17 protein-coding genes and 4 tRNA genes are annotated in these 26,781 nt (G+C 45.9%); 8 read left to right on the forward strand and 13 right to left on the reverse strand.

All coding sequences use genetic code 11. The annotated features are described in order from the left end of the window. Positions 1-446: 446 nt before the first annotated feature. The gene (locus ACN5NT_RS16440) at positions 447-1,490 is read left to right on the forward strand and encodes a sulfite oxidase (protein ID WP_419176142.1); all 1,044 of its coding nucleotides are present in this window, start codon (positions 447-449) and stop codon (positions 1,488-1,490) included. Positions 1,491-1,507: 17 nt separating this feature from the next. On the opposite strand, the gene ACN5NT_RS16445 is transcribed toward ACN5NT_RS16440, so the two are convergent. The 4 genes from ACN5NT_RS16445 to ACN5NT_RS16460 all read right to left on the reverse strand — a co-directional run bounded on the left by ACN5NT_RS16445 (position 1,508) and on the right by ACN5NT_RS16460 (position 4,610). Further along, the gene (locus tag ACN5NT_RS16445) at positions 1,508-1,663 is read right to left on the reverse strand and encodes a rubredoxin (RefSeq protein WP_419176143.1); all 156 of its coding nucleotides are present in this window, start codon (positions 1,661-1,663) and stop codon (positions 1,508-1,510) included. Then, a complete protein-coding gene (locus tag ACN5NT_RS16450) occupies positions 1,644-2,663 on the reverse strand; it encodes an IS30 family transposase (RefSeq protein ID WP_419176144.1) in 1,020 nt (339 codons plus the stop codon). The genes ACN5NT_RS16445 and ACN5NT_RS16450 overlap by 20 nt, the downstream gene beginning before the upstream one ends. A 147-nt stretch (positions 2,664-2,810) precedes the next feature. Then, entirely contained in the window at positions 2,811-3,251 is a 441-nt protein-coding gene (locus ACN5NT_RS16455) for an SRPBCC family protein (protein WP_419176145.1), read from the reverse strand. A 333-nt stretch (positions 3,252-3,584) separates the two neighbouring features. Next, a complete protein-coding gene (locus ACN5NT_RS16460; RefSeq protein ID WP_419176146.1) occupies positions 3,585-4,610 on the reverse strand; it encodes a fatty acid desaturase in 1,026 nt (341 codons plus the stop codon). Between the two features lie 473 nt (positions 4,611-5,083). On the opposite strand from ACN5NT_RS16460, the gene ACN5NT_RS16465 reads away from it, so the two are divergent. Both ACN5NT_RS16465 and ACN5NT_RS16470 read left to right on the forward strand, forming a co-directional pair. Then, positions 5,084-5,911 (forward strand): glycerophosphodiester phosphodiesterase, encoded by an 828-nt coding sequence (locus ACN5NT_RS16465; protein WP_419176222.1) that lies wholly within the window; start codon positions 5,084-5,086, stop codon positions 5,909-5,911. Between the two features lie 742 nt (positions 5,912-6,653). Beyond that, positions 6,654-7,694, forward strand: a complete 1,041-nt coding sequence (locus tag ACN5NT_RS16470; protein WP_419176147.1) for a M20/M25/M40 family metallo-hydrolase — start codon at positions 6,654-6,656, stop codon at positions 7,692-7,694. 208 nt (positions 7,695-7,902) lie between these two features. Here ACN5NT_RS16470 and ACN5NT_RS16475 read toward each other — a convergent pair. The 4 genes from ACN5NT_RS16475 to ACN5NT_RS16490 all read right to left on the reverse strand — a co-directional run bounded on the left by ACN5NT_RS16475 (position 7,903) and on the right by ACN5NT_RS16490 (position 13,907). Beyond that, positions 7,903-7,978 (reverse strand) — tRNA-Phe (locus tag ACN5NT_RS16475). Between the two features lie 299 nt (positions 7,979-8,277). Further along, positions 8,278-8,358, reverse strand: a tRNA-Ser gene (locus ACN5NT_RS16480). A 629-nt stretch (positions 8,359-8,987) separates the two neighbouring features. After that, entirely contained in the window at positions 8,988-12,377 is a 3,390-nt protein-coding gene (locus ACN5NT_RS16485; protein ID WP_419176148.1) for a PAS domain S-box protein, read from the reverse strand. A 1,454-nt stretch (positions 12,378-13,831) separates the two neighbouring features. Next, positions 13,832-13,907: transfer RNA gene (locus tag ACN5NT_RS16490), tRNA-Phe, on the reverse strand. A gap of 1,392 nt (positions 13,908-15,299) precedes the next feature. On the opposite strand from ACN5NT_RS16490, the gene ACN5NT_RS16495 reads away from it, so the two are divergent. The 3 genes from ACN5NT_RS16495 to ACN5NT_RS16505 all read left to right on the forward strand — a co-directional run bounded on the left by ACN5NT_RS16495 (position 15,300) and on the right by ACN5NT_RS16505 (position 17,724). Next, positions 15,300-16,097, forward strand: a complete 798-nt coding sequence (locus tag ACN5NT_RS16495; RefSeq protein WP_419176149.1) for an IS30 family transposase — start codon at positions 15,300-15,302, stop codon at positions 16,095-16,097. Between the two features lie 137 nt (positions 16,098-16,234). After that, positions 16,235-16,930, forward strand: coding sequence for a hypothetical protein (locus ACN5NT_RS16500; protein WP_136799472.1), 696 nt, complete (start codon positions 16,235-16,237; stop codon positions 16,928-16,930). Between the two features lie 236 nt (positions 16,931-17,166). Next, the gene (locus ACN5NT_RS16505) at positions 17,167-17,724 is read left to right on the forward strand and encodes a hypothetical protein (protein ID WP_136799471.1); all 558 of its coding nucleotides are present in this window, start codon (positions 17,167-17,169) and stop codon (positions 17,722-17,724) included. A gap of 633 nt (positions 17,725-18,357) precedes the next feature. Here the strand turns inward: ACN5NT_RS16505 and ACN5NT_RS16510 are convergent. The 5 genes from ACN5NT_RS16510 to ACN5NT_RS16530 all read right to left on the reverse strand — a co-directional run bounded on the left by ACN5NT_RS16510 (position 18,358) and on the right by ACN5NT_RS16530 (position 24,660). Beyond that, a tRNA-Phe gene (locus ACN5NT_RS16510) sits at positions 18,358-18,433 on the reverse strand. 99 nt (positions 18,434-18,532) lie between these two features. Next, a complete protein-coding gene (locus ACN5NT_RS16515) occupies positions 18,533-19,372 on the reverse strand; it encodes a hypothetical protein (RefSeq protein WP_419176150.1) in 840 nt (279 codons plus the stop codon). 165 nt (positions 19,373-19,537) lie between these two features. Further along, positions 19,538-20,371, reverse strand: coding sequence for a carboxylating nicotinate-nucleotide diphosphorylase (gene nadC / locus ACN5NT_RS16520; RefSeq protein ID WP_419176151.1), 834 nt, complete (start codon positions 20,369-20,371; stop codon positions 19,538-19,540). A gap of 17 nt (positions 20,372-20,388) precedes the next feature. Further along, positions 20,389-23,058: a valine--tRNA ligase gene (locus tag ACN5NT_RS16525; RefSeq protein WP_419176152.1), complete on the reverse strand. Its 2,670-nt coding sequence runs from the start codon at positions 23,056-23,058 to the stop codon at positions 20,389-20,391. Between the two features lie 507 nt (positions 23,059-23,565). Beyond that, positions 23,566-24,660, reverse strand: a complete 1,095-nt coding sequence (locus ACN5NT_RS16530; RefSeq protein ID WP_419176153.1) for a deoxyguanosinetriphosphate triphosphohydrolase — start codon at positions 24,658-24,660, stop codon at positions 23,566-23,568. Between the two features lie 397 nt (positions 24,661-25,057). Here ACN5NT_RS16530 and ACN5NT_RS16535 point away from each other — a divergent pair, with 397 nt between their 5' ends. Together ACN5NT_RS16535 and ACN5NT_RS16540 are read left to right on the forward strand one after the other, a co-directional pair. Further along, the gene (locus ACN5NT_RS16535; RefSeq protein ID WP_419176154.1) at positions 25,058-25,543 is read left to right on the forward strand and encodes a DUF3465 domain-containing protein; all 486 of its coding nucleotides are present in this window, start codon (positions 25,058-25,060) and stop codon (positions 25,541-25,543) included. A 144-nt stretch (positions 25,544-25,687) separates the two neighbouring features. Next, positions 25,688-26,620, forward strand: coding sequence for a rhodanese-like domain-containing protein (locus tag ACN5NT_RS16540; RefSeq protein WP_419176155.1), 933 nt, complete (start codon positions 25,688-25,690; stop codon positions 26,618-26,620). Positions 26,621-26,781 lie beyond the last annotated feature (161 nt).

Consider the following 26,781-nt stretch of genomic DNA (forward strand, 5'->3'; position numbering starts at 1 on the left):
ATTTCTGCAGATCTTCCACACATCTGCAATAGCATAGGTTGCCCAACCGTTTTCTTGAGTCAGTTCTATAACCGTAACATTCTCCAAGCAGAGAAACAATCTATCCCCTCGGCTATTTGAAAAAACTGCAATCCATGCGGTGAGGATGCTCCTGACAGGCTGGAACATTCTCAGGTATAGCTTCTCCGACAAAGGGGCTGTTTAGGCTTGATCAGGGTGGCTGATACGAAAGTACTATCAGCAGTTCGATGCTGGAAGAATAGAGCATTCCTCTCGATTGATAATCTCGAATTATCTTTTCACTGGTGATTTATCGGAAATTTTGAGAACCAGTCCTGTGGTCTTTAGGTTGACACCCCTTGATTGCGATACGAGAACAACATATCCTCTAAAAAACAGATAATTTGAAACAGTCTTCATTTGTCAAACTCAGCGGAGGTTCTAAGATGAACAAATCAATGCGTGTAATGAGTGAAAGACCTTTAAATGCTGAGACACCTAGACATTATTTGAAATCTTGGATAACCGCAAATAATGTGTTCTTTGACAGAAATCAGGGCCAAATACCTGAAAAGGCAATTGAACTGTCTGAATGGAGACTCACCATTGATGGGGATGTTGAAGCGCCTCTGACTATCGATTTCGAAACTCTGTTGCGTATGCCAAAAGCAATTGCAGCAAATACGATGGAATGTTCGGGCAACAGCCGATCCCTGCTTACGCAAAAAGCTTCAGGCAATCCATGGACAATAGGCGGTGTAGGGAACGCTGTATGGGGTGGTGTCTGGTTGAAAGATCTTTTAGAAAAAGCAGGTGTCGCGTCAAATGCCCATCATGTCGCATTCGAAGGATTCGATAAGCCATTGGGCAAAGCTCAGATCAAGTTTATCCGCAGCATTCCACTGAAAAAAGCTATGTCCTCCACATTACTTGCATACGAAATGAATGGAGATCCACTTCCACTTAAACATGGCTTTCCTCTTCGCGCGTTGGCTCTTGGATGGACTGGTGCCAACTGCGTCAAATGGTTGAGAAGAATAACTCTTCTGAGCGAACCTTTCAGGGGGTTCTACATGGATGATGTCTACCGCATACATGACAAGGGACAAAACCAGAAAACCGGGAGCACCGTAGACGCAATCACCATAAAATCCATAATTACTCAGCCGGAAATAGATGAAATTTTACCAATTGGTACAGTCACGATTTTGGGTGCTGCTTATGCAGGTGAAACAGACGTAGATAAAGTGGAGATTTCAACGGACAACGGAAATACCTGGCAACTTGCAACTTTCATAGGTCCAGATGAGCCATTCGCATGGAGGCAATGGCAATATGTCTATAGCATTTCCCGACCGGGAAGCTATACGGTTTTGTCCCGAGCAACAGATCGCAATGGTGAAAAACAGCCAATGCAGGCTACCTGGAATAAGTTGGGTTACGGTAATAACGGTATAAGAGAGCACGGCATAACATTTCGGGTTCAATAGCCCTTTATGTCGCAACACTAATAATTACCGTAGTCACAATCTTTATTATTTTTCAAAATCGCCCTTGGAGGCCCACAAATCGGGCATATCCAGTCATTCGGCACATCTTCCCAAACTGTGCCGGGATCTACGCCTTTATCGGGGTCGCTAGATTCAAGTAATAAGTGCAACACTCTTACCTACAAAGGCTTCCAGAGGAGTTAGTCCTCCGAGTACTTTTCTCGGTATTAGGTTTAGCAATAAAATCCTATCCTCTATTTCCTGCTCAGACAGAACCGAAATATCAAACCCTTTCGGCCAGAAACGTCGAATCCTGCCATTTGTATTTTCGTTGGTGCCTCGCTGCCAACTGGCATGTGGTTTCGCAAAACAGATGTCAGCATTTGTTGCCGCTGCAACCTCGGCATGAGCAGCGAATTCCAAACCGTTATCCAGGGTAACTGTCCTTACCAATGGCACTTTACTGAGCAACCTTGTCATCACTGAAGCGACTTGCTCCTTGGTTTTTCTGGCAATACGTTTAACAAGAGTAAACCTACTCATCCTGTCAACGAGCGTTACCAGATACCCATTGCGGCCATGTACTGTGTCACCTTCCCAGTCACCGACACGGTTGCGCTCATCCACTATTGGCGGCCTTTCAGATATATCCCTACGATTCGGAATCAACGAGGCTCCTGCCTGGTTTCTTCTCTTTCCTCCTTTCCAACGTCTCTTGCCAAACCTCGGCAGCCGCTTGAATAAAGTACCACTACGAGCCTTATCCTCATTGATCCTCGCATATACTGTGCTGTGACATAAGGCCAGTTCAGGAGGCAGTTCTATTTGCATTCTGTGGCTAATCGCTTCAGGTGACCATCCCAACAGCAGGGATTCACTGATGATGCGGTTTATCTCTGTAGACCTCTTGTGATTTTTCTGAGCTTCAGCTCTTCTTGCTTCATTCAGATTTTGTGCAATGTAAGGATCATATCCGGCAGGACCGGAGTTTCGTTTAAGCTCTCGGCTTATCGTGCTGAAGCTGACTCCAACTTCTTCTGCAATGGTTCTCATGCTCATCCTGGCTTTACGTAGCCCTGAAATCTGGTATCTTTGTTCCTGAGTGAGTTGTCGGCAGTGTTTGTGTTGTTTCATACAGTGCAGACCTTGGTTAAGTATAGGAGCTGACACCATACCGTCAACTCACTCACTTTTCCATCTTCAGTCTGTTGCACTTATTGTACTAATCCAGCTCTGCTGGCCGGATATGAAACTTCAAGCTATTCGCTCATTGTATTACTGCCGCAGCGCAGTGGTCTATTTTCCTCCACATTGCCTCACCTAATTTTCGCATCGTTGATTATCTGAAAGTGTTTTTTTGAGAGCTGAAAGCAGTGTAGAATACATGGGATAAAGAAAGCCCTTAACATCATTGTCATTATCAGACTCAAAACTTGAATGCCATTGTACGAGAGTACCGCTCTCAGTAGAAGTGAGCTTGACTACTACAAAATAATTTCTCACAAAATTGGAAATGGGCCCTGACCCGTGATCAATACTGTATGAAAAAGTAAATGTGTTAGGGTCAAAGTTGGTTAATGTCTCATGAATCACACCATTAATAACCCTTTTTGCACCGATTTCAGTTCCCTTTTTGTCTCCGATCTTGCTGACATTAATAATTACACCAGTGGCCCATGTCATGTCATGGAAATTGCTAATGGTGTTCCAAACATCTGAGATTGGAGAATGAATTTCGATTTTATTGTAACAATCTCCCATTGGTATTCTCTCTCCGTTGTTATTAGGATTTAGAAATAGTGAGTTAAAGGAGCTATTCTGTGTCGCTTACATTGCTACATCGGCTAAAATAGCGAAGCAATTGGATAAGAAAAAAAATACTTTAGCCTCTCCCAAGGTATGTTCGGCTTTAAATTGGCTGGCCCCTGGGAGCCTGTCCGAAAATTCCCTTTCTCCCCAACTCTTCGTCATTTAGATAATAACAATGCTCGAAATATCAAACATATGTCTCCGCTTGTTATTGTCAAATATCCTCGATTTGAGACGAGCTGTCTATCCTCGGACAGCCTCTTAGTGTCTCAATTTGAAATTCACTTATCCAGGGAATGCCACCATTTTTCGTAAATCCTCATCCCACAATTTCAATCGGAAGCAATCCAAGCTTTTGGTAATAGTAGTTGGTGTAATATCTTGTAATTCCGAAATACTATCGTAACACCATCTAAGGTGGTAGTTGGGGATTCTTGGATCTAAATGATGAACGTGGTGGTAACCGATGTTACTGGAAAACCAGTTCAATATAGCTGGCAATTTATAAAAAGAGCTACCCTTCATAGCGGCGAAAAATGGATTCCATTCGCCTTTGCGTGCCCAGTATCCCCCCTCGAACTGATGGTTGACATAAAACAACCAGATTCCAAAACCACCAGCAAGCCACAGCACCGGCAGCTGAATGAGAAAGTATGTAGACCATCCTGTAATCCTTGAGACAGCAAATGCTATAGTAAAGATGACTAGATAGGTAAAAAGAATGTCTATACGCTCTCTGGGTTTTACCATGAAATATGAGGGCCGCTTGCTAAGCAAGAATACTCCGAGTCCGAACATCACCAGAGGGTTACGGAAGAGTCTGTATCTTAAACGTTGCAACGTTGTTGTGTTTTCATACTCCTTTTTTGTCATGGTCCATACGTCTCCATAACCTCTAGAATCGAGATTAGCGTATTTCCCATGGTGTCTGAGGTGCGTAAAACGCCAATCTGCAAATGAAATAAACAAAAAAACACTGAAGAAGTAGCCGAAAAATCTATTGGTGTTCTTGGATTTAAATAACGAATAATGAACACAGTCATGAAACAAAATAAATATCCGGACTAGAAAGGCAGCTGTTGTCATGATAATAAATATTATCAATATCGACGGATAGTCAAGTTGTATCGATCGGATCGATAGATACCATAAACAGACATAAGGGATTATCGTGTTAATTACTTGCCAGGTAGCTTTCAGGTTATTAGAGGTCCGAAATTTTCTCAAGCTTTGATACCAATCGGGCCATATCTGACCCGTATTTATCTTTGTCTCGCTGAAATTGACGTTGCTCGAGTTATCAATGGTCATACTGAAATCTCGCCTCAATGATTATATTTTTCATTTAGCTGTTTTTGAAGAAAATATTATACAACATAAATTAGTACAAATTGAACAAATCAATAAACTGGACTCAGCCCATGTTCGAAGCTCCTTAGACTAGCTCACATCAACCTGGTTTGAAGCTCTGGTTCACACGGAAAAAATTCGTCTGATCGTTTTTTCTTGACTGCCACTGCTTTGACCGAATCAGGATCTATGCAAGCAACCCAGCACCATCTACATCTGGACTACCATTCAAAAATAAAAGCGCCGACTCTTCCACAGTCGACGACGAACGACATCCTGAGTTGTGGACTCAGCCTCTTCACCAATCTTGGGTGCAGATTTGGGAAGCAAATGTCGATAGTGCTATTTCGACATCATTCCCTGCTTTACGAGGTAAAGAAACCTGGTATTTAAATTCATGAATGAGTTACAGTAAAAGTACCATATCGATTATTATGCTAAACTGCAAATATATCTATAATATTGCCCATCGTGGGGCTCGCAGCCTCGCTCCAGAAAACACCATGCCAGCTTTTGTTAAGGCATGGCAAACGGGCGCTCATGGAGTTGAAACTGATGTTTCCGTAACATCAGATGGTCAACTTATTCTCTTCCATGATGACACTTTCATGCGAACTACAGATATCAGTGAGATTTTTCCGAAAAGAAAAGAAGACCCGCTACACACCTTCACCTGGAAGGAGGTCCAAACACTAGACGCTGGCTCCTGGTTCATTGAGATCGACCCTTTTGCAACAATCAAAAGTGGTGAAGTTACTTTGGAGGAGCAGCAAGCTATGATAAACACCCCCATACCGCTACTTGAAGAACTACTATTATTTGTTAAACAAAAAAGGTTATTTATCAATATAGAGATAAAGAGCTTGCCCGATGCAATTGCCAACTTCCCTATTGTGGAAAAAGTTCTCTCTTTGCTCGATAGGGTGCAAATTGCCTCTGGCATGTTCTCCATTTCTTCATTCAATCACCTTTATCTAAAAAAAATCAATGAACTTCAACCTGATATAGAGGTTAATGCACTTATTGGCGGATACCCCCTTCTGATACACAATTGGGGAAATTATGAATTTGCGGTCTATAACGCTGATGCAAATTTTATAGATTCAGAACAGATTGAGAAAGCGCTACAGCACGGTTGCCGAGTAAATCTATACATAGTCAATGATACAAAAGACATGGTCCGATTTCTAAAAGAAGGTGTGGGGAAAATCATTACTGACTATCCCCAATTGCTAGCACAGCTAGAAAATTGTTCTAGCTGAGGTAAGCAGTTTTTGGAAGTTGTGGAGACGAGGGACCGAGAAGCTATGAAGAGAATTGAATAAGCATAATAAAACCTCGCTTCCATGTTTTTCTGAAGGATGCTTTTGATAGAAACTTGATCCAGTTCAAGTAGAGCTATTAATGTTGCTATATCGAAGATTCTGTTTTCCTTACATTTTTCTAATTATAGGTTTCTACTGTTCATTCCTCCTCTAACAGTAAATCATCTCAACAGGGGTAGAGTTATAGGATCTTCAAAGCTCGGGCTGAGTAGAGATATACTCTTACCCAATAAAAGCAGATGCGCCAACATGTGAACGAATCTCCACCATCATTGGCGCAAAGGATTATCCTACCTAATGAGCGACACAGAATAACTGCAGGCAATTGAAAAAGGTCTGCAAACACGACCAGACAGAGGCAGAAACGAAAAAAGCCCTTCCAGCATGTTGCTGAAAGGGCTTTCTATCTAAATGGTGCCGAGACCAGGAATCGAACCAGCGACACACGGATTTTTGCTCCAATACCCTATCGGCTGTCTCTGCTTTATCAAGTTCCGATGGGTTATATCTGATAGTAACAATGTATCTCTTTACAATATTGAAGAATCATGTTTGGATCCTAACAACCTAACACCTCGCACTTGCTCTTAGAATGCCGCCACTCACTTGTTCTAAAAGACAGCCAATTGCATTCTAAATACACAATTTACAACCCATTACATCTGAAAGGAGAGCAAACATGAGAAAAACCGTTTGGGGAATTCTGGCAGTTTCGTTAGCAATATTTAGCATTAGCTCACCATTATCTGCAAACCAATCCGGCCTTGAAATTCCGGTACAGATTACAGGTGAGTCGGCATATAGACATGTCCAGAACCTCGCTGAAGGGCTTGGAGCCAGGGTTACGGGTACACCTGCAGAACTGGAAGCAAGATTCTATGTGATTATGGAGTTTGAGAGCATGGGCTATGACGTTGAAGTTCAACCTTTCACTTATGAGCGAGGAGGGGAAACCTACGAATCGGCTAATATCGTTGCAACCAGAGAAGGAAAGTTCGATCAGGCTGTCATTCTTGGTGCGCACTACGATTCAGTTTCTGAGAGGATTTGTGATACCGGTGAAATATCTACCGGTGCTGGAGACAATGCATCAGGTGTTGGTGTAATGCTAGAAGTTGCCGAGACCCTTACGGAGTACCAAACCCTAGGTACCATCAGATTCATTGCATTTGGTGGCGAGGAAATGGGGCTTCACGGATCACAATATTATGCAAATCAGATGACAGAAGAGGAAATCGAGAATACTGCTGCTATGATCAATCTGGATTCGGTGAGTTCAGGAGACTACTTCTATGTTTACTCAGGGGTGGATGATAATCCAGGCTGGGTTAGAGATTTGGCCCTCAGCATAGGTAATCGAATTGGCTACGATTTGAGGACAAGTCCAGGTTCAGACTATTTCGAATATGGCACTACTGGAGACTGGAGTGATCATGTCCCTTTCAGGCTTCTTGGCATCCCCATAGCATATTTTGAATGGATGAACTGGGATATAGAACCGGATGGTGGTGTTGAGACCGAAGAATTTGGGTGGATCATGCATACCTGCCGTGACAACATTGATTATGCCAGCATCGAAAAGCTTGAATTGACAGCCGATGTTGTTGGCAGCCTGGTATTTGAGCTCAGCAAAACAAAACTGCCTAAGGCTGTAAAAGGCAAGGTCGCTCAAGGTAAAAAATATGTTCGTATTCAGAAGAGAAACAATCAACCGGACTAGCAGCATGATTATTGATTGTGTCTCCTGATCTTGACACTTGTTGGGTAACCACAAAGACACTTATAGGTCCCCTGAAAGTGGAGATCTACCCTGAAACCACTGCGCTGGTGATCTGAATTTTGCAGCTCTGCTTTGCTACAATACAAGAACAGGACAGGAAACGAAAAAAGCCCTTCCAGCATGTTGCTGAAAGGGCTTTCTATCTAAATGGTGCCGAGACCAGGAATCGAACCAGGGACACACGGATTTTCAGTCCGTTGCTCTACCGACTGAGCTATCTCGGCACCGCGTTAGCGCGTTGTGTGGGAGACTATTTACAAAGAATCTTCAGGGGTGTCAACACCTTTTGCCTCTATAAAAGCCTGATAAAATCGCTGTTCTTGATAAATCTGCATAACGAGGTTCTTTTGAGTGCTCCCACTACTACCAAAAAAAGCTCCCTATGTATATCTCAGCAGAGCATACTGAGCCAATCCGGAAACTCTCTAAAGCAGACCTCCTCCCTCACGTGCCCTGGATAAGAGCATACCCCGGACAAATAAAGAGGTTAGATCAAAATTGATCTAACCTCTTTATATATAGTTGGTGCCGAGACCAGGAATCGAAACAGGAACACACGGATTTTCAGTCCGTTTTTTCTACTCTCATAATACTTCATCCCGCCTCATCAACCCTCCATTATCCCACAGCAGTAATAGATAACTATCTGTATATATCTTCACTGAAATTCATCTCATTTAACACAGAGAATGTGGGACGAGATATCGTTTGCATAGCACTGCGAGCATGGTGTCGGCTTCGATGGTTACTTTTCCATCCGCTACAGATTAGACGGCAAAGTGAAGGAAGAGGACCTTGACTGGCATACGCTACACGGTCCCAAGGTCGCCCGAACCGGGAACCAGATTGAGGAGCCTACCTTCGGCCCAAAACAAGATCATCCGCGCTGGTCACGCTTCAAGGAGACGGCGCCGGAGCAAATGTTCGGCATGGTGAAGGTGTAGGCGAAGCTGGTGCCCTCGATGGCGCCTGCCTCAAGAATCGTGGGCATAATGTCGATCACGTGGATGAACTGCTCGCGCAGGCCCCCTTATCCTTGTTCCGCGTCAGCCACGACACCACCATGTTCTGGTTGATGCTGCCAATCCTCGATTGGCGTTCTAACTCCGATAGCAATCTATGTTCACAACCAAAAAAAATACTGAAATTGTTTTTCAAACCAATACATTAAGGGATACACCCAAGGTACTTACCCCCTTGAGGGGGGACTAAAAAGAGTCCCGTTTATCTGGGTTACCCCCCTATCCCCATCGCCTCTTCTTTGTCTATAAGCCTTTTGAGCATCACACTGAGTTGATCGACCTCAACTGGTTTGGTTAGATATCCGTCTATGCCAGCGTCCATAAATTTTTGCCCATCTCCGTTCATCGCATAGGCGGTTAATGTGACTATTGGCACATTCTTGTTTTTCTCCCCCACCTTGCCGGATCGTATAGCCCGGGTTGCCTCTATGCCATCCAGGACCGGCATCTGCACATCCATGATTACCAGATCAATTACATGTTCTTTAAGATGCTTGAGGGCTTGTTCACCATTGCTTGCAGTTGCCACCTGATAGCCAATCTTTTCCAGGATGCTCTTCATCACCAACAGACTTATCTCATCATCCTCGGCCACCAGAATTTTCCGATTTCCGTCAACGTCCCATGACCAATCATATGATGACTCAGAAATTTCATGCCCTTTGGCTGAAGACAAGCGAAATGGTAAGGAAACGTAAAAACAAGTGCCGCCACCCTCAACATCACTAATCGCAATGGTGCCCTGCATCAAAGCTACCAGCTTCTTGACGATGGCAAGGCCTAATCCTGCGCCTTGGTACTGCCGCGCATACTGCCCTTCGACTTGTTCGAATGACTCAAATATCGTCTTGATATTCTCATCGGAAAGCCCTATTCCCGTATCAGATATCGTAAACAGGGCACGAATTGAATCTTCGGTTCCACCAGGCAGTTGATACGCGTTAACCGTTACTCCCCCACTTTCTGTAAACTTCAAGGCATTTCCCACTAAATTAAAGAAAATCTGCCCTAACCGAATGCCATCCCCCACCAGAACAGATGGCATATTATCGTCAATTTCAAATTTCAAACTCAGTCCCTTCTCGCCGGCCAGCCCCCCGAAAGTCTCCAGTACCGCCTCCCTTTGATCCTGAATTCTGAACTCATTTTCCTCTATTTGAAGTTTCTCCGCTTCTATACGGGAGAGATCGAGAATATTCGACAGTAATTGCGTCAAGCGCCTGGACGACTTTTCAGCCTTGTCGAGATATTCACGCTGTTCCTCATCGACATCGGTGGTGTGGAGCAGCTTTAACATGCCGACGATACCATTAAGTGGTGTACGAATTTCATGACTCATATTCGCCAGAAACTCGGATTTTGCATGGCTTGCCACTTCGGCCTGTTCTTTGGCCTGGCGCAGCTTGTCCTGTGCTTCTTTACGATCACTGAAATCCTCCAACGTTGCAATGACCTCTGTCGGCGACTGGCCAATATTCACTGGATTGAACTGCACATGCAGGTAGGTCTTTTTATTGCCTGTGATCGAAGTATAGTAGTCTTCATAGGAAGACGGTGTTCCTTGAAGAGCTGTTACCAGGGAATCACGCATGATTTTGTTGGTTCTGCCAACCATATCAAAATCAATCAACTTCGCTCTGGAACTCCCCATCAACTCAACGAAATGGTCATTGCAGTCCAGGATCTTTCCTTCAGCACTGAAACGAACCATTGCTAATGGAGAATTTTCAAATATCACCCTATGTCTGAGCTCACTGTCACGAAGCTGCTCTTCAGCCTTTTTACGAAGTGAAATATCACGTATCTCAACCACCCTTGCAGTCTTTCCACGGTAGGGTATATTTCTCGCTTCCAGCCGTATAGGAAATTTTTCGCCATTCTTTCGAATACCCATAGCTTCATAGGGTTTTTCGTGACTTGTTTGCATGTGACTGATGACTGTATCCCGGAATGGGATATCAATGAGCCGCAATGGATTCATACCGACAAGTTCCTGCATCGTGTATCCTGAAATATCTGCAAACCCCTGATTGCAGTCAATAATCTCTCCTTGGTCATGAATAAGTATTCCGCTAAACGATGCATTATGAAGAGCCTTGAACCTCATTTCACTTTCCTTCAGCTCTTCAGCAATGCGATTTCTTTTCGTAATATCACGCGCTACTCCTAAAACACCAATAAGGTTTCCCTGATCATCGTACATAGGTGTTTTAATAGTCTCAAGTTCCTCAATATGACCGTCATCTTTATACGTTACAGTCTCTTCATTGACGACAGATCTACCCGCCGCTATCGCTGCATTGTCATTTTCTCTGAAAAACTGGGCCAGGTCCTTGTCAACGAAATCGAAGTCTGTTTTTCCTACGATCTCCGCTTCCGAAGCACCAAAAAAACGCCCAAATCGCTGATTACACAGAAGGAATACCCCATCCTTGTCCTTGAGCCAGACAAGATCCGGTATTGTTTCAACCAGGGTGCGCAGATGGGCCATATTCAACCGCATCGCCTTATTTGCCTCTTCCGTCGCCTGCTGGGAATCCTTAAGAGCCTGCTCTGTACGCTTGATCTGATCGAGCTCTTCTTCCCGTGTAGTCAGCAGGTTTTGAAGCTGTAAATTGACGTTCTTCAGCTTTGCATCCGCCACTTGTCTGGCCTTGATAGTCATCACCAGCACAAAACAGATACAAACCAGCATCGCGATGATGACAGTTGCAATCAGCAACTGGTATCGATATTTCATCAAGGTCGTTGAAGGTTTGTTTATGATTATGCTCTCTTGGGGCAATTCATCGATGTTGATGCCGAAACGTTTGAGTTGAGTATAATCAAACATGAATTGATTTACAGAGGATGAAACAACAGGGATAGTGTCCGCTTTCTTGCCGGAAAGCAAATCCATAGCCATTTCTGCGGCCGCAAAGCCTTGATAGGTACCAGAGGTAAGCATTCCCCCGACAATACCTTCGCCGAGAAAATACTCCCACATCGAATAAATGGGCCTTGGTGATGCTGCGGAAATGAAGCGAGCGCCCTCTTCGATGGTGAACGTCTTATTTTCTTCGTCAGGGAAAAATGATAGCAGCAGGACAGCACTGTTAGGGTCTAAATCGACCAGAGTTTGCTTCAGTTCCTCATCTGATAAATTTTCAAGCCAGAACGATGTAAATTGGTTGCTGAACCGAGCAAGATGAGGGTCAAAACTTCCATGTGCTTCCTTACCAGAGACAGTATTGGGCTCATTCACTATGTATAATCCTGTCAAATCAGGATGAAGCCTGGAGATCAGCTCTAAAGTCTCGCCTATACCTACTACTTCCAACATTCCGGTAATATTTACAAAATCAGGCCTCTCCGGCAGTGCGATATTATTGACGCCGCAAAATATGATCGGAACCTCAGGAAATAGCGCCTGCCGGTATTCCAGAGCAAAATTGACAGCGTTATCGTCTGAAGTGATGATTACATCAAATACAGTATCTTTATATTTGCTTTTATATAGCTTAAATAGGCTTTCAAAATGTTGAGGGAATTGATACCGCTTCGTATCCATGAACTCAATCACCAGATCCACACCTGAGTCATTGGTACAAGATTTACTCACAGCTTCAGTAATATTTCGTGTCCACTTATGACTGTAGCTGTATGAGTTCAGGAGAAGCACCTTCTTCTCAGGTTGAGTCCGAGCCTGCACTGGCAACGCAAAAACAACTAACAACAAAAGCAACAAAACCGACCAAACAACCTGCAGGCTTCTCTTGTTGCGGTGCAACCGATGACGGGATATCATTTGAATATATTCTGTGTTCAATGTGATGGTTATTAATATTTATTACTCAACAAAATTAAATACATTCATGTATTCAACAACTTATGAAATAGGCAAAACAACGTACCTCATACAGTGTGATTCCACCTTCATCATCATATGAACGCAGTACGTTTGTTAGCATAAAATGTAACTGATGAACTTCTTTATTCCTAACATATTCTAACCTGCCGGTTGGAGGTAGTTTTCCGCGAGATGTAAATTTTCTGCAATTCACGGTACATATTTGCATAATGGATAGGAAAAAATCATGAGCATGCTATCCGAGAATACCCTTTTTCCAGCTCTTCGTTGTTTTAGAAAAATAATGCTCGCAATATCTGTTTCACAACTGTGCTTATATTTGTAAGACGCCTTGATCTGAGAAAAAATGATTATTCTCTAACACCTCCTGGCTGATTGCCGAAAAAAATGACACTCTGCACGATTTTCCCGAATAGAAATCAAACACCTCTCCTGCCATATTAGAGGGGACAGCTCTATCTGTATTTCTGCACAAACCGGAAACTGGAACGGCGCTAATCGGGATTGTCCATTCATGCAATGACAACGATCCGGACAAAACAGCGTTTCGAAGGTGAGGTGATACGTAATCGCTTTTTCAAGCAAACCTGAAAAATGAGCCTATCCTACTCATGGCACCCAGGCAATAGCTACTCTCCTTCCCCATCAGTATCGCTGTAGACAACTTTTTTCTTTCCCACTCCGTGGTTGCCATGTAGAGGTGCAGCGGGAGTGGACTTACCAACTAATTACTGGTTTTTTTGACATTTTCCGAACGAACCTCCCCCAAAACCGGCTTTGCAGCGATTTGCCGTCAACCGCCGGCTCCTTGTATTCCGGCCAGCCAGAAGATCTCATCTGTATCCCCCACGCCTCCTAGCCCGAATATTTCATGAAAATTGCGGATAGATAGAAAATTAACTATAAGAATGAATACGTTGAGGGCATTTTGTAGGCAGTTCTGAAGGATACAATTTGCAACCAGTCAATCGAGAATAGGTACTGAGATTTTCACACTTTCGGGGCAAGTCGATACAGGCCGCTATCCAGCATCGCTTTTGAAAATCACATGCATAACTATTGTGAATCTCAAGTCTCCTCGGCTAGCAGACCGTCTCAAGTCGTGAAATATCCGGGCTAGCTTTTCACCTTTAAGGCCGACCAGACAAAGACAGCAAAAAAAAAAGCCCCCACAACTAACTTGTTGTGGGGGCTTTCTATCTAAATGGTGCCGAGACCAGGAATCGAACCAGGGACACACGGATTTTCAGTCCGTTGCTCTACCGACTGAGCTATCTCGGCACCACGTTGGTAATATTCAAAATTTTGTATCATCTTCCACAACGGCCCTATTGCCACCCCATCAGTGCATGGAGGTGAAAGCCATGGTTGAGAATGGGCCCCTCACTAATGCTCCTCCGAGAGGCAGTTTTGCGGTGGAACGGATCAACACCTTAATACTGATACTTAAAGTCTCCATATTCTTATATCCCTAGTTCCTTATCGAATCGCCCCTTAAAGAATATACCCTATTGAAAACGGGCCAGCGACCAGTTACGAATGTGCATGGTCAACTTCTTTTGGGTGTTCTGGATGCCTAGATACAGGAGCCTGAACAGGATGTCCTAGTTCGAGAACTCGCCCTTGGTTGGTCAGCATACGAAACTGGCAATACACCACGTCAATGGTATTCGTGGTGTAGATGATCCACCTTATCTATTCTGATCTAAGTGACCCTAAAAGCGGGGCCACTTAGACCTATCCTGTAAAATTCCAAAATGTTTTCTTATTCAACTTTCTGAATGAAACATTTGCTGAACTTAGAACATATTGTTTTTGGGTTCTTCGACATTTCCTGTGGATTAAGGCATGTTTTACTCTCTCAATCAATCCTTTCTCAATCTGGCAAAAGGGTTGATTGAGAGAGTAAAACATGTGAGGGCACGGGGTGTTGCGAATTTACTAACTTACGCTAAAAGGTTCTAGCCAGCCTGGAAGAAGATTCGTGCTTTGTGCTGGTAACTGGCTGTATTCGAGATGTTTGGGCTATGAGGCGACGCCATGTCACTGTTTTAGCGCCTTTCCACTCAAAACGTCGAGGATCCTGTCTTTTTTGACAATTAGAGTAGCCAGCAATTCCGCATTACAATGTTCCTAACTTCGTTTTCGAAGTTGCCTCGAAAGAGCCCCAAAAAGCCATGCCCTCTCTTTACACCACTCTGTGGCATTGACAGATTATTCTCCTTACGAAACACTTATCGTATACTATTTGTTTTCTCTTTTTTCATTGTCCCTTCTTACTTTTAGCAAAAACAGAAAGATGTACGTAGAACTCTAACTGCCTAGTTTCACGGTAATTTCCGGAATTGCGAATCCTAATGTCGTAGAAATGATGATCATTCTTCGGTCGATGATACTCCTCTTAGTCCAATGATTTCAGAACCACATGCTCCATTGATTGCCAGCCCGGCAGGTTCAATTTTGAAATCCACTTGAAACGTCGAGGAGCGCTGGAGTAATACAATAAGTGCAACAGACTGAAGTTTGAAAAGTGAATGAGTTGACGATATGGTTTCAGCTCTCACACTTAACCACGGTCTGTCATGAACAATCACAACAAGCACTATCACCAACTCACCCAACAGCAAAGATACCAGATTTACGGCCTGCGTAAAGCTGCCATGAGCCAAAGAAGTGGGAGTCAGCAGCAGCACCATCAGTCGTGAACTGAAAAGAAACAGTATCGAAGAGGGTTATGATCCCCAAGTTGCCCAAGTATTCAGCGATGACCGTAAACGGTATGCAGTCAAAGCAGATAAACGTGATCCTGAAACAGATACAATCATACGAGAGACCCTGGCCCTTGGCTGGTCACCAGCTGCTATCAGTGCCCGTATGGATGTTGAATGCTCAGGGGCAAACAGACCCAGTTACACGACAATCTACAGGCGTATCAGTGAGGATCGCCTGCAAGGTGGCCTGCTCCATACCCGCTTGCCACGGTATGGGAAAAAGCGCTGGCAGGGTGGCAAACGTTACAGAAAGGCTGATTTAGCAGCTATTCCCAATCGAGTAGACATCAGTTCAAGGCCAGATGTTGTCGAACAAAGATCGCGCCTTGGGGATTGGGAAGGTGATTTTGTTCATGCCGTCAATGCAAGCCTGGTTACATTGGTTGACCGGATAAGTCGCTTTACCTTAGCTCAACGTGTGATTCGTAAAAGCAAAGAAGCTGTGGCTGATGCACTAATTAGCATGCTCGGCAAAGTGCACTCAGCACTGACAGTAACACTGTATAATGGCGGTGAATTTACCGACCATGATCGAGTTTCAAAGGAGACTGGAGCGGCTACGTACTTTGCCAAACCATATGCAAGTTGGCAGCGTGGAACCAATGAAAACACAAACGGTCGTCTCCGCCGTTTGCGGCCAAAGAAAATTGATCTCACTACACTGTCTAATGGGGATATTCAGGAAGGGTTTTCCTTCTGAACCTCCCGCCAAGAAAAGTATTGGATGGCTTAACACCTTAGGAAGCTTTTACTGGTCAACGTGTTGCACTTATTACGTGACTCCAGCTTAGGTTTTGGGATGTTATATAATGGAACACTAGACTTGGAGATTCCATAATGGAATGGACGAATATGGACGTGTTGAAGATTTTGCAGATTGGGGTTATTGGTCTTGGATTCCTTCTTGCTGCCCTTGCATACCACTTGCTTACCAAGGAGCAAAAGCACGAAACTCCTAGACCTGATATTCTAAAATCTATATATTTCTTTATGTCCTTTTCGGTCGTGCTTTGTGTCATAGGGATTATATCTCAAACAATTGGTGTAGACATAGGAAGACAATCATCTCCTTCGGCATTCTCTTCTTTCAATTCAAAGAGGGATAGCATCTTATACAATTACTTTGTGTATTCGGTTGATGCACAGAACCATCAATTGTGTAACACCAGCAGATTTTTATATTCAGAAAAACCAATTGATACAGAAAACATGAGTATAGAAGGAAAAATTATTGGTGAATTAATAATTGATAAAAAATCAGATGACTTTGAATATCTAGCATTTGGAAATAAAAACAAATATTTTTTAAAGATTCTACATGATGATGGAGTTGCTTTTTTAGAAAGCGAGGCAGGGGATTATATAGGTTATTGGATTGGAGAAGCAAATGCCCCCGGCATAAACGCAGTGATTTGTCCAATAGTTTTTTCTCCTGACGCTAAAGGACTAAGTGTGGAAGAAGCGAAATCCAAATGGTCGATATTAAACGATCCGTGCCGTATCCTTACTCGACTGAACGAAATTTCTAAATGAGAAATAATTTTATTTTAATCAAGTAGAAAGGTTGGAACTGCATCGCAAACAACTCAGGCTAAAGGCGAGGAGTGTTCGGCTTCTAAAATAAATATTTTTACAGGGCAAAAAAGGTCTCCCACCGCAGATTGCTTATAATTTGTCGCACTCTTGGCCGTCAAGGCAGCACCCTTGGCAGCTAATAAATCAACAAGTAATCAATTTGCAAAGTTAACAAAATACTATGAGGGAAAACGATGGAACATGAAAAAGATAAAAACTACACTTTGAAGCTCGACCAGTTTCATAATACTAAGCATGATGGGTCTTTAGCCAGTGGGACGGTTGAAGATATAAATCCCAAAATTGACCTTGCGCAAACATTTTCAGTCAACATGAATGGATCATTGAAAGAAGTGCATATAGATGTGCAATTACTTGACCGAACAGGTACTTTCTTATTCGATATAAGGCCAACTAATGAGAATGGTGTACCGCTAGAGACCAACGACTGGGACAAAGTATTGTTCCACAAAAAAATACCGTGGGATAACTTATTAACCTCAGTCGAATCTGGCTATATTTGGATTGATTTGGGAAAACATGGAATACCTGTAGCCAAAGGCGATGTCTTAGCCTTGGTGTTACGCTGTGACCATTACGCAAGAGCTAAATTTAATGGAAACACTGGAAACCAATACGCAGGAGGCAGAACCTTTACCAGATACATGGAAGGGACAAGTGATAATAGTTGGTTGGGAGGGTTTGGTGCCCAGTCCGATTGGGATATTGGGTTTAGAACCTATATTAAATAAAATTTCCCTCATCATGACCTACTCCCTTTTCTTTAACACAATTTAGATTACGTTAATTTTTTCAACAAGATTGAACATCTTTCAAATGAGTAGGCTGATCTTAGGACTAACTGGCCATTTTGTTTTCAACAAGCGCATTGGACTAAATCCAGCTCTTCAACAAAATGTGTGGAATTGGATATAGCCACCGTTTTTTTTAACCTCATTCAGAACTCACGTTACAAATATGAACCTTCTTCCTGATAAAGTTGGTACTGCCCGGGATTTCGGCAGGTTGACCCTACTCCTAAAAACCTTTGCCGGGGAAAGCTTGCAACTTGCCACGAGGTTGTTAGGTAGCTTGCAACATACCACGACAGTGTCGTTCATTCCTCCGATATTAAATCATTTCAACTGGGGTAGGTTATAGGATCTTCAAAGCTCGGACTGAGTAGAGATATACTCTTACGCAATAAAAGCAGATGCGCCAACACGTGAACGAATCTCCACCAACATTGGAACAGAGGATTATCCTACTTAATGAACGACACACGATAACTGCAGGCAATTTAAAAACGTCTCAAACACGACCAGACAGAGACAGGAACGAAAAAAGCCCTTCCAGCATGTTGCTGAAAGGGCTTTCTATCTAAATGGTGCCGAGACCAGGAATCGAACCAGGGACACACGGATTTTCAGTCCGTTGCTCTACCGACTGAGCTATCTCGGCACCGCAAAATCGCTATCGCGTTTTGGAGAGGCTTTTTTACACAGAATCAGAAAGGGTGTCAACCGCTTTTTGTCTGCCTTTTTAGTTTATGCAAAAACCCTACTTAAGATCAAGATCCAGATCACCCAGATCGAGATCAAAATTAAGTTCCTCGTCTTCCTCTATCTCATCGTCTGCAGGTTTTTTCTTTGATTCCGGGTCATCATGGTCCAGGCTCAGGTCAAGATCGTCCAGAGAAAGTTTTTCCAATTCACTTTCTTCTTCATCCGGTTCAGCAGGTGATTTTTTTTGCCCTGGAGATTCATCTACTACGTCTTCTTTTTCGTCGAGGCCAAAATCAAGGTCCAGGCTCAGCTCAAGATCGTCCTCGTCTTCCACGACCTCTGCAGGTGTTGGCTTTTTGAGGTCGGAAATGTCACTCAATTCTGATGGCAATTCTTTTAGAGGGGGGGGCGGCAGCTCGTCGTCTGTACCCTCATCAATAGATAACTCATCACTTTCAAACTCGAAATCGCCGAAATCAAGTGAAATGCCGCCTTCCTCTTCGTCCTCCAAGACCTTGGAATCATCACCAGGCAAGCCCAGGTCAAAATCCTGGCCAAGGTCGAGCGTGATTTCATCAGGACTGTCCTCTTCATCGTCGGAGAGCTCGAAAGCGATCTCTTCGTCCTGTCGTTCATCCTCGTCCAGCAGGATATCGAGATCCGGATCGCTGATCTCATCATCCAGAAGCATATCCTCGGTATCGACAAATGTTCCGGAAGCATCAAACGAATCATCCGCGTCCTCAGAACCAGCACCAAAGCTTAAAAAAACCGGCACAGCAACTTTGTGAACAGAACCAGACAGGTCTTTGGAAATACCCTTGATTTTCTTATTGCACTTTAAACAAGTTTCCAGATGATCGAATGATATGTAGCCGCATTTAGGACAACGCATCGTGACTTTCCTCTTCTTTTCTCGGTCTCAGAATTATCCCACAAAACCTGTAGCTCTTATAAGTATCGGGATTTTTTCCTACTATCGCATATAAATCTGATTTTAATCAAGTAATATTCTCAAATAGATACACTGAATACACCAGAAATACTAGACAACAACCGATCAATCCAACCAATCCATACCAATATCACACGAGGGAGCCGAATGCGTCAGGGCTCCCACCGAGACAATATCAACACCACTTTCGGCTATGGCCCGCACGGTTTCAAGATTGACACCGCCTGACGCCTCAACCAGCGCCCTGCCGTCAATTTTGCCCACCGCCTCTGCCATCATTTTCGGGCTCATGTTATCGAGCATGATAATATCCGCACCACAAACCAGACATTCTTCGACCTGATCGAGGGTATCCGTTTCCACTTCAATTTTAATGGTATGCGGCGCCTTCTCCCGGACTCTTTTCACAGCCTCGGTAATAGAACCGCAAGCGGCAATATGATTATCCTTGATCAGCACTCCGTCGGTAAGGTTGAAGCGATGATTGGAGCCGCCACCCACCTGCACGGCGTGTTTCTCCATCATTCTCAGCCCAGGCGTGGTCTTGCGGGTGTCGGTAATGCGTACCGGCAGCCCCGCGACAGCCTCTACAAAACGGGAGGTGAGCGTGGCAATGCCGCACATGCGTTGCAACAGGTTCAAGGCAACTCGCTCTGCCTTCAGCAGATCGACCACCGGTCCGGAGACCTCAAGCACAACATCACCTGCTGCGACCTTTGTAGCCTCGGCCACAGTCTCGCTACAGACAATGTCACTGTTTTGCAGGGCAAATACTTCTTTCGCCACCCCAATACCAGCGACCACGAACTCTTCACGGGCAACGAGACGGGCGCTGCCCATCTCGTTTGCACCAAATATCGACTCACTGGTCAGATCGCCTCTACCGATATCCTCGGTCAGAAAAGCTGCGATCTGCCTACGCAGGAGGTTCTTATCCATTTTCTCTCCTTATCTAATCAGCCGATCTTTTTATAACGCTCTTCAGCTTCACCAATTTTGGCCAGTTTCGCGTCGAGCTGTTCTTTTTCTTCTTTGACCTTGGCAACCACCGCGTCCGGTGCATTGGCCAGGAATTTCCCGTTGCCCAACTTGCCGTTCACCTGCTTCAGCTTGCCCTCGACTTTCTTACGTTCACGGGCCAGTTTTTCAAGCTCGGCAGCCACATCAACCAGACCCGCCAGTGGTACGAATATCTCTATATCATTGTAAATATAGGTTCCGGCATCATCAGGTTTTTCACCGCTCTCCTGCACCGTAAACGAGCTGAGGCGGGTCATGTCGGAGACGGCCGCAGCAAAGTTGGCGATAGTTGTGCGCTGGGTCTCATCCGGACAATTGACAAAGGCGTCGATCTTGTTGGAAGGATGCACCTCAGCCTCACTACGAATATTGCGGATACCGGTGATCACGCCCATCAAAAGCTCCATCTGAGCTTCGGCTTCAGGATTTTTCCAGCTCTCCTGCAATTCCGGAAACTCGCTGGTCATCAGCGGGCTACGCTCGCCTGGCAGTGCACTCCAGATCTCTTCGGTAACAAACGGAGTAACCGGGTGGATAAGTTTCAGGATGGTCTCAAGCACGGTGAGCAGTACGCCCTGGGCCTGTTCCTTGGCCTTGGGATCATCGCTGAACAGATCCGCCTTGATCCACTCCAGATACCAGTCGCAAAACTCACCCCAGATAAACTGGTAGTTCGCAGAAGCCACCTCGTTAAAGTGATACTCGTCAAGCCCCCGGCGCACCGATTCGATGGTGGTGGCAGTGCGGGAGAGAATCCACTGGTGAACCAGCGGCAACTCTTTCGGGTTCTCCACCACCTTCTTAACAGAATTGTCACATTCACCCACGTGCATCAACGCGAAACGCGCCGCGTTCCAGATCTTGTTGATGAAGTGGCGGTAGCCTTCGATGCGGTCCTCATCCAGCTTGATCTCGCGGCCCTGGGCAGCAAAAGCGGTGAGGGTAAAACGCATGGCGTCTGTTCCGTACTGAGCCATAACTTCCAACGGGTCAATTACATTGCCGGTGGACTTGGACATCTTCTTGCCATGCTTATCGCGAACCAGGGCATGCAGGTAAACATCCTTGAATGGAATCTCATCCATGAAATGGATGCCCATCATCATCATGCGCGCCACCCAGAAGAACAGGATGTCGAAGCTGGTGATCAGCACCGAGGTGGGGTAGAAGGTCTGCAATTCCTTGGTGTTTTCCGGCCAGCCCATGGTGGAGAATGGCCAGAGCGCAGAAGAGAACCAGGTGTCGAGTACGTCATTTTCCTGAACCAACTTGGTCGAAGAACATTTCGGGCAGCTGGTCGGGTCGGTTGATTCAACGATCAGCTCACCGCAATCTTCACAGGTCCAGGCCGGGATGCGGTGTCCCCACCAGATCTGGCGGGAGATACACCAGTCGCGGATATTGTCCATCCAGCTGTAAAAGGTGTTGTACCAGGTCTTAGGGTAAATATTGATATCGCCGTCCCGCACCGCGGCAACCGCTTTATCTGCCAGCGGACGAACGGAAACGAACCACTGCAGGGAGGTGGTCGGCTCAATTACGGTCTTACAGCGGTAACAGTGACCGACAGCATGGTCATAATCCTCGATCTCCACCAGAAATCCCTGTGCTTCGAGGTCTGCCACAATCTTCTTGCGGCACTCAAAACGATCAAGACCTGCATATTCTCCCGCTTCCTCGTTCATCACGCCTTTGTCATCCATCACCTTCAGCAGCGGCAGATCATGGCGCAGGCCGATTTCGTAGTCGTCGCGGTCGTGGGAAGGGGTGACTTTCAGGGCACCGGTACCAAACTCCATCTGGGCATGGTGGTCATACACCACCGGAATGACGCGGTCAGTAAGCGGCAACCTGATACCAATGTCACCCAGATGGGCGTAGCGCTCATCATCCGGATGCACAGCAACCGCGGTATCGCCCAGCATGGTTTCAGGGCGGGTGGTGGCCACAACTACTGAGCCTGAGCCATCAGCATACGGGTAGCGGACATGGTAGAGTTTGCCCTTGGTATCTTCGTGTTCAACCTCGTCATCGGCCAGCGCGGTGTGACAACGCGGACACCAGTTGACGATATAGTCGCCCTTGTAGATCAGCCCCTCTTTATACAGGCGGACAAAAACCTCACGCACAGCATCAGAGAGGCCCTCATCCATGGTGAACCGCTCTCGCTCCCAGTCACAGGAGGCGCCAAGCTTCTTGAGCTGGTTGACGATGGTGCCGCCCTTCTCTTTGCGCCACTCCCATACTTTCTCGATGAACGCGTCGCGGCCGAGATCATGACGTCCTTTACCTTCTGTGGCCAGCTGACGCTCAACCACGTTTTGGGTGGCAATCCCCGCGTGATCGGTTCCCGGTACCCAGACGGTGTTATCACCACACATGCGGTGGTAACGAACCAGAATGTCCTGCAGAGTATTGTTCAGGGCATGACCAACATGCAGTACACCGGTCACGTTAGGCGGCGGGATAACCACGGAAAACGATGGCTTTCCATCCTCCATTTTGGCATCGAAACAGCCCTCTTCGGTCCATTTCTGCAGCCATTTTTCTTCAACGCTGGAAAATTCGTATCCCTTGCTCAACAGCTTGTCTTCTTTCTGTGCCATAATTCGTGACGCTCTACGGGGTATAATTGATGTTTAAAACCTGCATTTCCTGGGGAAAGTCAGCTTCTGCAACGCCTGTTCGATATTTTAGTAATGGACATAGCCTCAAATAACCTGCTACGTGCTCCTGCCAAAGGTTTAAAACTGACACCGCCTGAACCGATGAGAAATACAGATTAGTGTACGATTGTTCTCCGGGTCTGTCAGGGCACTTCATTACGACAGAGGCACAGCCATACCATAAATGTATGGATATACTGGCAACAGCGCCGCACTCACCTGACAATTAAAAGAGATATCCAGAGGTTCGGTTAACCGAATGCTCCAGAAACTAACTATGAACGCTCTTTAGTTCAACAGTTTTTATGTATGCTTTCATGAAAAAACGGCTGGTTCCACCCGTTGGGAACCAGCCGTTTCATAACATCTGTTTACCTTGCAGCTGCCAGCCTCAAAAAACGTCTATGAAGAATCTGACGCTGATCATCGCTTTCGGCCATTGCCAGACTACCTCATTGACCACGGTTTGGGAAGAAAGAGGTGCTCGTAGAGGTCGAGTGCGTAGCGATCCGTCATGCCGGCGATAAAATCGCAGACCTGCCTGTGGGCCCGTTGTTCATCTTCCCACAGCACGTTTTTACCGTCCGCTATCCACTCCCGGCCACGCCTGCGCACCAGCCCGTTTTCTAGGAAATACCCATAAAGGTCACGAATAATCCTCTGGGCCTTTTCAAACTCGTTATGGACACGGTAATAGCGGTAGACGTTCTGGTACAAAAAGGCGCGCAGATCGCTTATCGCCCCGAGCATAGCATCACTAATGTGCAACTGGCCATCATCCGCCTGCAGGGTTTCGACAATCAGATCACGGACCATGGTACCGATTCGCTGGGAATGACGCTCGCCAACAACTTTTTTGATGCCATCCGGCAGATCTCCCTCGCGGAGCAGACCGGCGCGCAAGGCGTCATCGAGATCGTGATTTACGTAGGCGATGATATCCGCCAGTCGCACCACCTGACCTTCCAGCGTGGCCGCCAGGTGCCCCTTGTTTTTCGGGATAATATCTGAGTTTCCTTTCGAGTGGCGAACGATACCGTTTCTCACCTCAAAGGTCAGATTGAGTCCCTTGCCACCATTTTCCAGTCTATCCACCACCCGCAGGCTGTGCACGTAGTGACGAAAACCGCCGGGATGCAGCTCGTTCAAGGTTGCCTCGCCGGCATGACCAAACGGGGTATGCCCGAGATCATGACCAAGGGCTATCGCTTCGGTGAGCGGCTCGTTTAAACAGAGGGCGGCACCGATCGTTCTGGCAATCTGGGAAACTTCAAGAACGTGAGTTAAGCGGGTACGGTAGTGGTCGCCGGTGGGCGCAAGGAAAACCTGGGTTTTATGTTTAAGCCTGCGAAACGTCTTGGAATGGACAATGCGATCCCGATCCCTTTGAAATGGCAGACGAATATCCGAGATATCCTCTTTCTCCTCAATCTGGCGACCGCGCGATTGTTTATTCAGGGCCGCGTAGGGAGAGAGACACACTGCCTCATGCTCTTCAAGCTGTCGCTTGATTGAAGTGCCGATTTTGGGTACAAATGCCATTTTGATCTTTTAAACTGATTTCCAAATTCACGTATCGAGTCTCAATTATCTGTGTTTACACCTCCCTAACCTTGAGCGCAAGCAGGAAACGTTTTCAGTACAATGAAAGTCCACGTATTTACCAATGGATTCAGCACAAAAAATGCCCAGCTGCTCCACCCTGCCGGTGGCATAGCGCACTCAAAGTCACAACCGTAAAAGGCAGAATCACGTAATGTTACCAGGAACAGCCCGGAAATATTTCAGGTTTACCCTTTTCAAAGAAAGATTCGAACACAACGTGTCAATTACAGCCGAGTTTTTTTATTCTCCATTGGAGTCTGGCGGGTTCGTCAGTAATTCAAAACCCGATACTGCCGCCCAAGACTTAAACCACAGCACACCTAGGGAACTACTAATGCCAGCAGGAAAACGATCCCGATTCAGACGCGCCGCCATTCTGGCTCTGCTCACCATCATGGCCCTGCTCATTGGCAGATTGACCGGAATTAACAATCCCGGCACCGAAATCAACAGTGACAACAGAGGAGCTATCCACCAGCAGACCGGCAGCTACCTCTCCGCTTCAGAGGCTTTTCAGGAGCAGCTTCAGGAAGTGATGGTTGAAGGGAGCGGCACTGTTGTGAAAGTGCTCCCCGACGACACCAAAGGCTCACGGCACCAGCGATTTATCGTCAAAATTGCGGATGGCCAGACACTTTTGATCGCTCACAATCTAGATATTGCACCGCGTATCCCGAATATTGCCAGAGGCGATTCAATCAGTTTTCGTGGCAGCTATGTTTATAACGACAGAGGCGGCATCGTACACTGGACACACCGTGACCCCAACGGAACACATCCAGGTGGCTGGCTCAGCCACAATGGCCGGAAGTTCCAATAGGACCGGACGTAAGACAATGCCCTAAAGAGCATAATTCAGGCTAAACAGTGCTGCCTCCCTGTTAATTTCTCCAGTAACGGCTAAAATAGCTGTAGCGACACCCATTCTCCAACACCCCTGAAATCTCCCTCTACGGAGGCTATTATGAGACATTGGCAGTCATTCAAGATAATCAGCCCGGAAGATTTACAGACCATGCTGCAACAGCAACCCGCACTTTTACTCATAGACACCCTGCCGGCAGAACACTTCAATGCGATACACCTCCCCGGAGCTGTCAACGCCTGCGTATATGACATGACCTTTGTCAATCAGATAAATACGCTCTGTCGGGACAGCGGGGCCGCCATCGTGCTTTATGGCTCGAGCAGTAACTCCCTTGATTCCAGGACCGCCGCAGAAAAGCTTATTGCCGACGGCTATTCAAACATCTCCGTACTCGAGGGCGGCATCGATCACTGGCGACAGTCCGGGTTGCCACTGGAAGGCGACACCGAAACCGCTGCCAGCCTGACAGACCAATACCTGCTGAAAGATGGCAGTTACAAGGTCTCAGTTCCTGAGAGCAGAATATTCTGGATCGGCAGAAACCCTAACTCCAGTCACTACGGAACAGTGCTGTTCTCGGGAGGCAACTTCACCCTGCATGGCTCGTCAATCCAGGGAAGCCTGCTGGTGGATATGGAATCCATAGAAAATATCAACCTGAAAGGAGATGAGCTTGAGCAGGTTCTGATCACTCACTTGAAGTCAGATGATTTTTTCTATGTCGATGTCTACCCCGGAGCCCGATTCGATATTCCCAGTGGCCGACTCAATAATCAGGCCTTTCCCACCGTGCCTAATTGTGAACTGAGCGGCATGCTCGATCTGCGCGGCAGACAGAATCACCTGAACATTGAAGCCACTGTGGTTCAAGGCGGGGATGGCAAACTGCACCTCTCTTCCCATTTCGAGCTGGACAGAACCCTCTGGGGCATAATCTACGGCTCCGGTAAATATTATGAACACCTTGGAATGCATACAGTGTTCGATCACATTTCAATAGAACTGCTGGTTATTGCTGAGAAGAGTTGAGACGTGGGACGTGGGACGTGGGACGTGGGACGTGGGACGTGGGACGTGGGACGTGGGACGTGGGACGTGGGACGTGGGACGTTTAAAGAAAAGATATTGGTTGCTTGCCTGCAACCGATTTTTTCTGAATTTTGAGCATAAAATACTGGTTACTTCTTGAC

The organism is Desulfosediminicola sp. (assembly GCF_048381775.1).
In the GTDB taxonomy this organism is placed as follows: Bacteria; Desulfobacterota; Desulfobulbia; order Desulfobulbales; family Desulfocapsaceae; genus Desulfopila; species Desulfopila ganghwensis.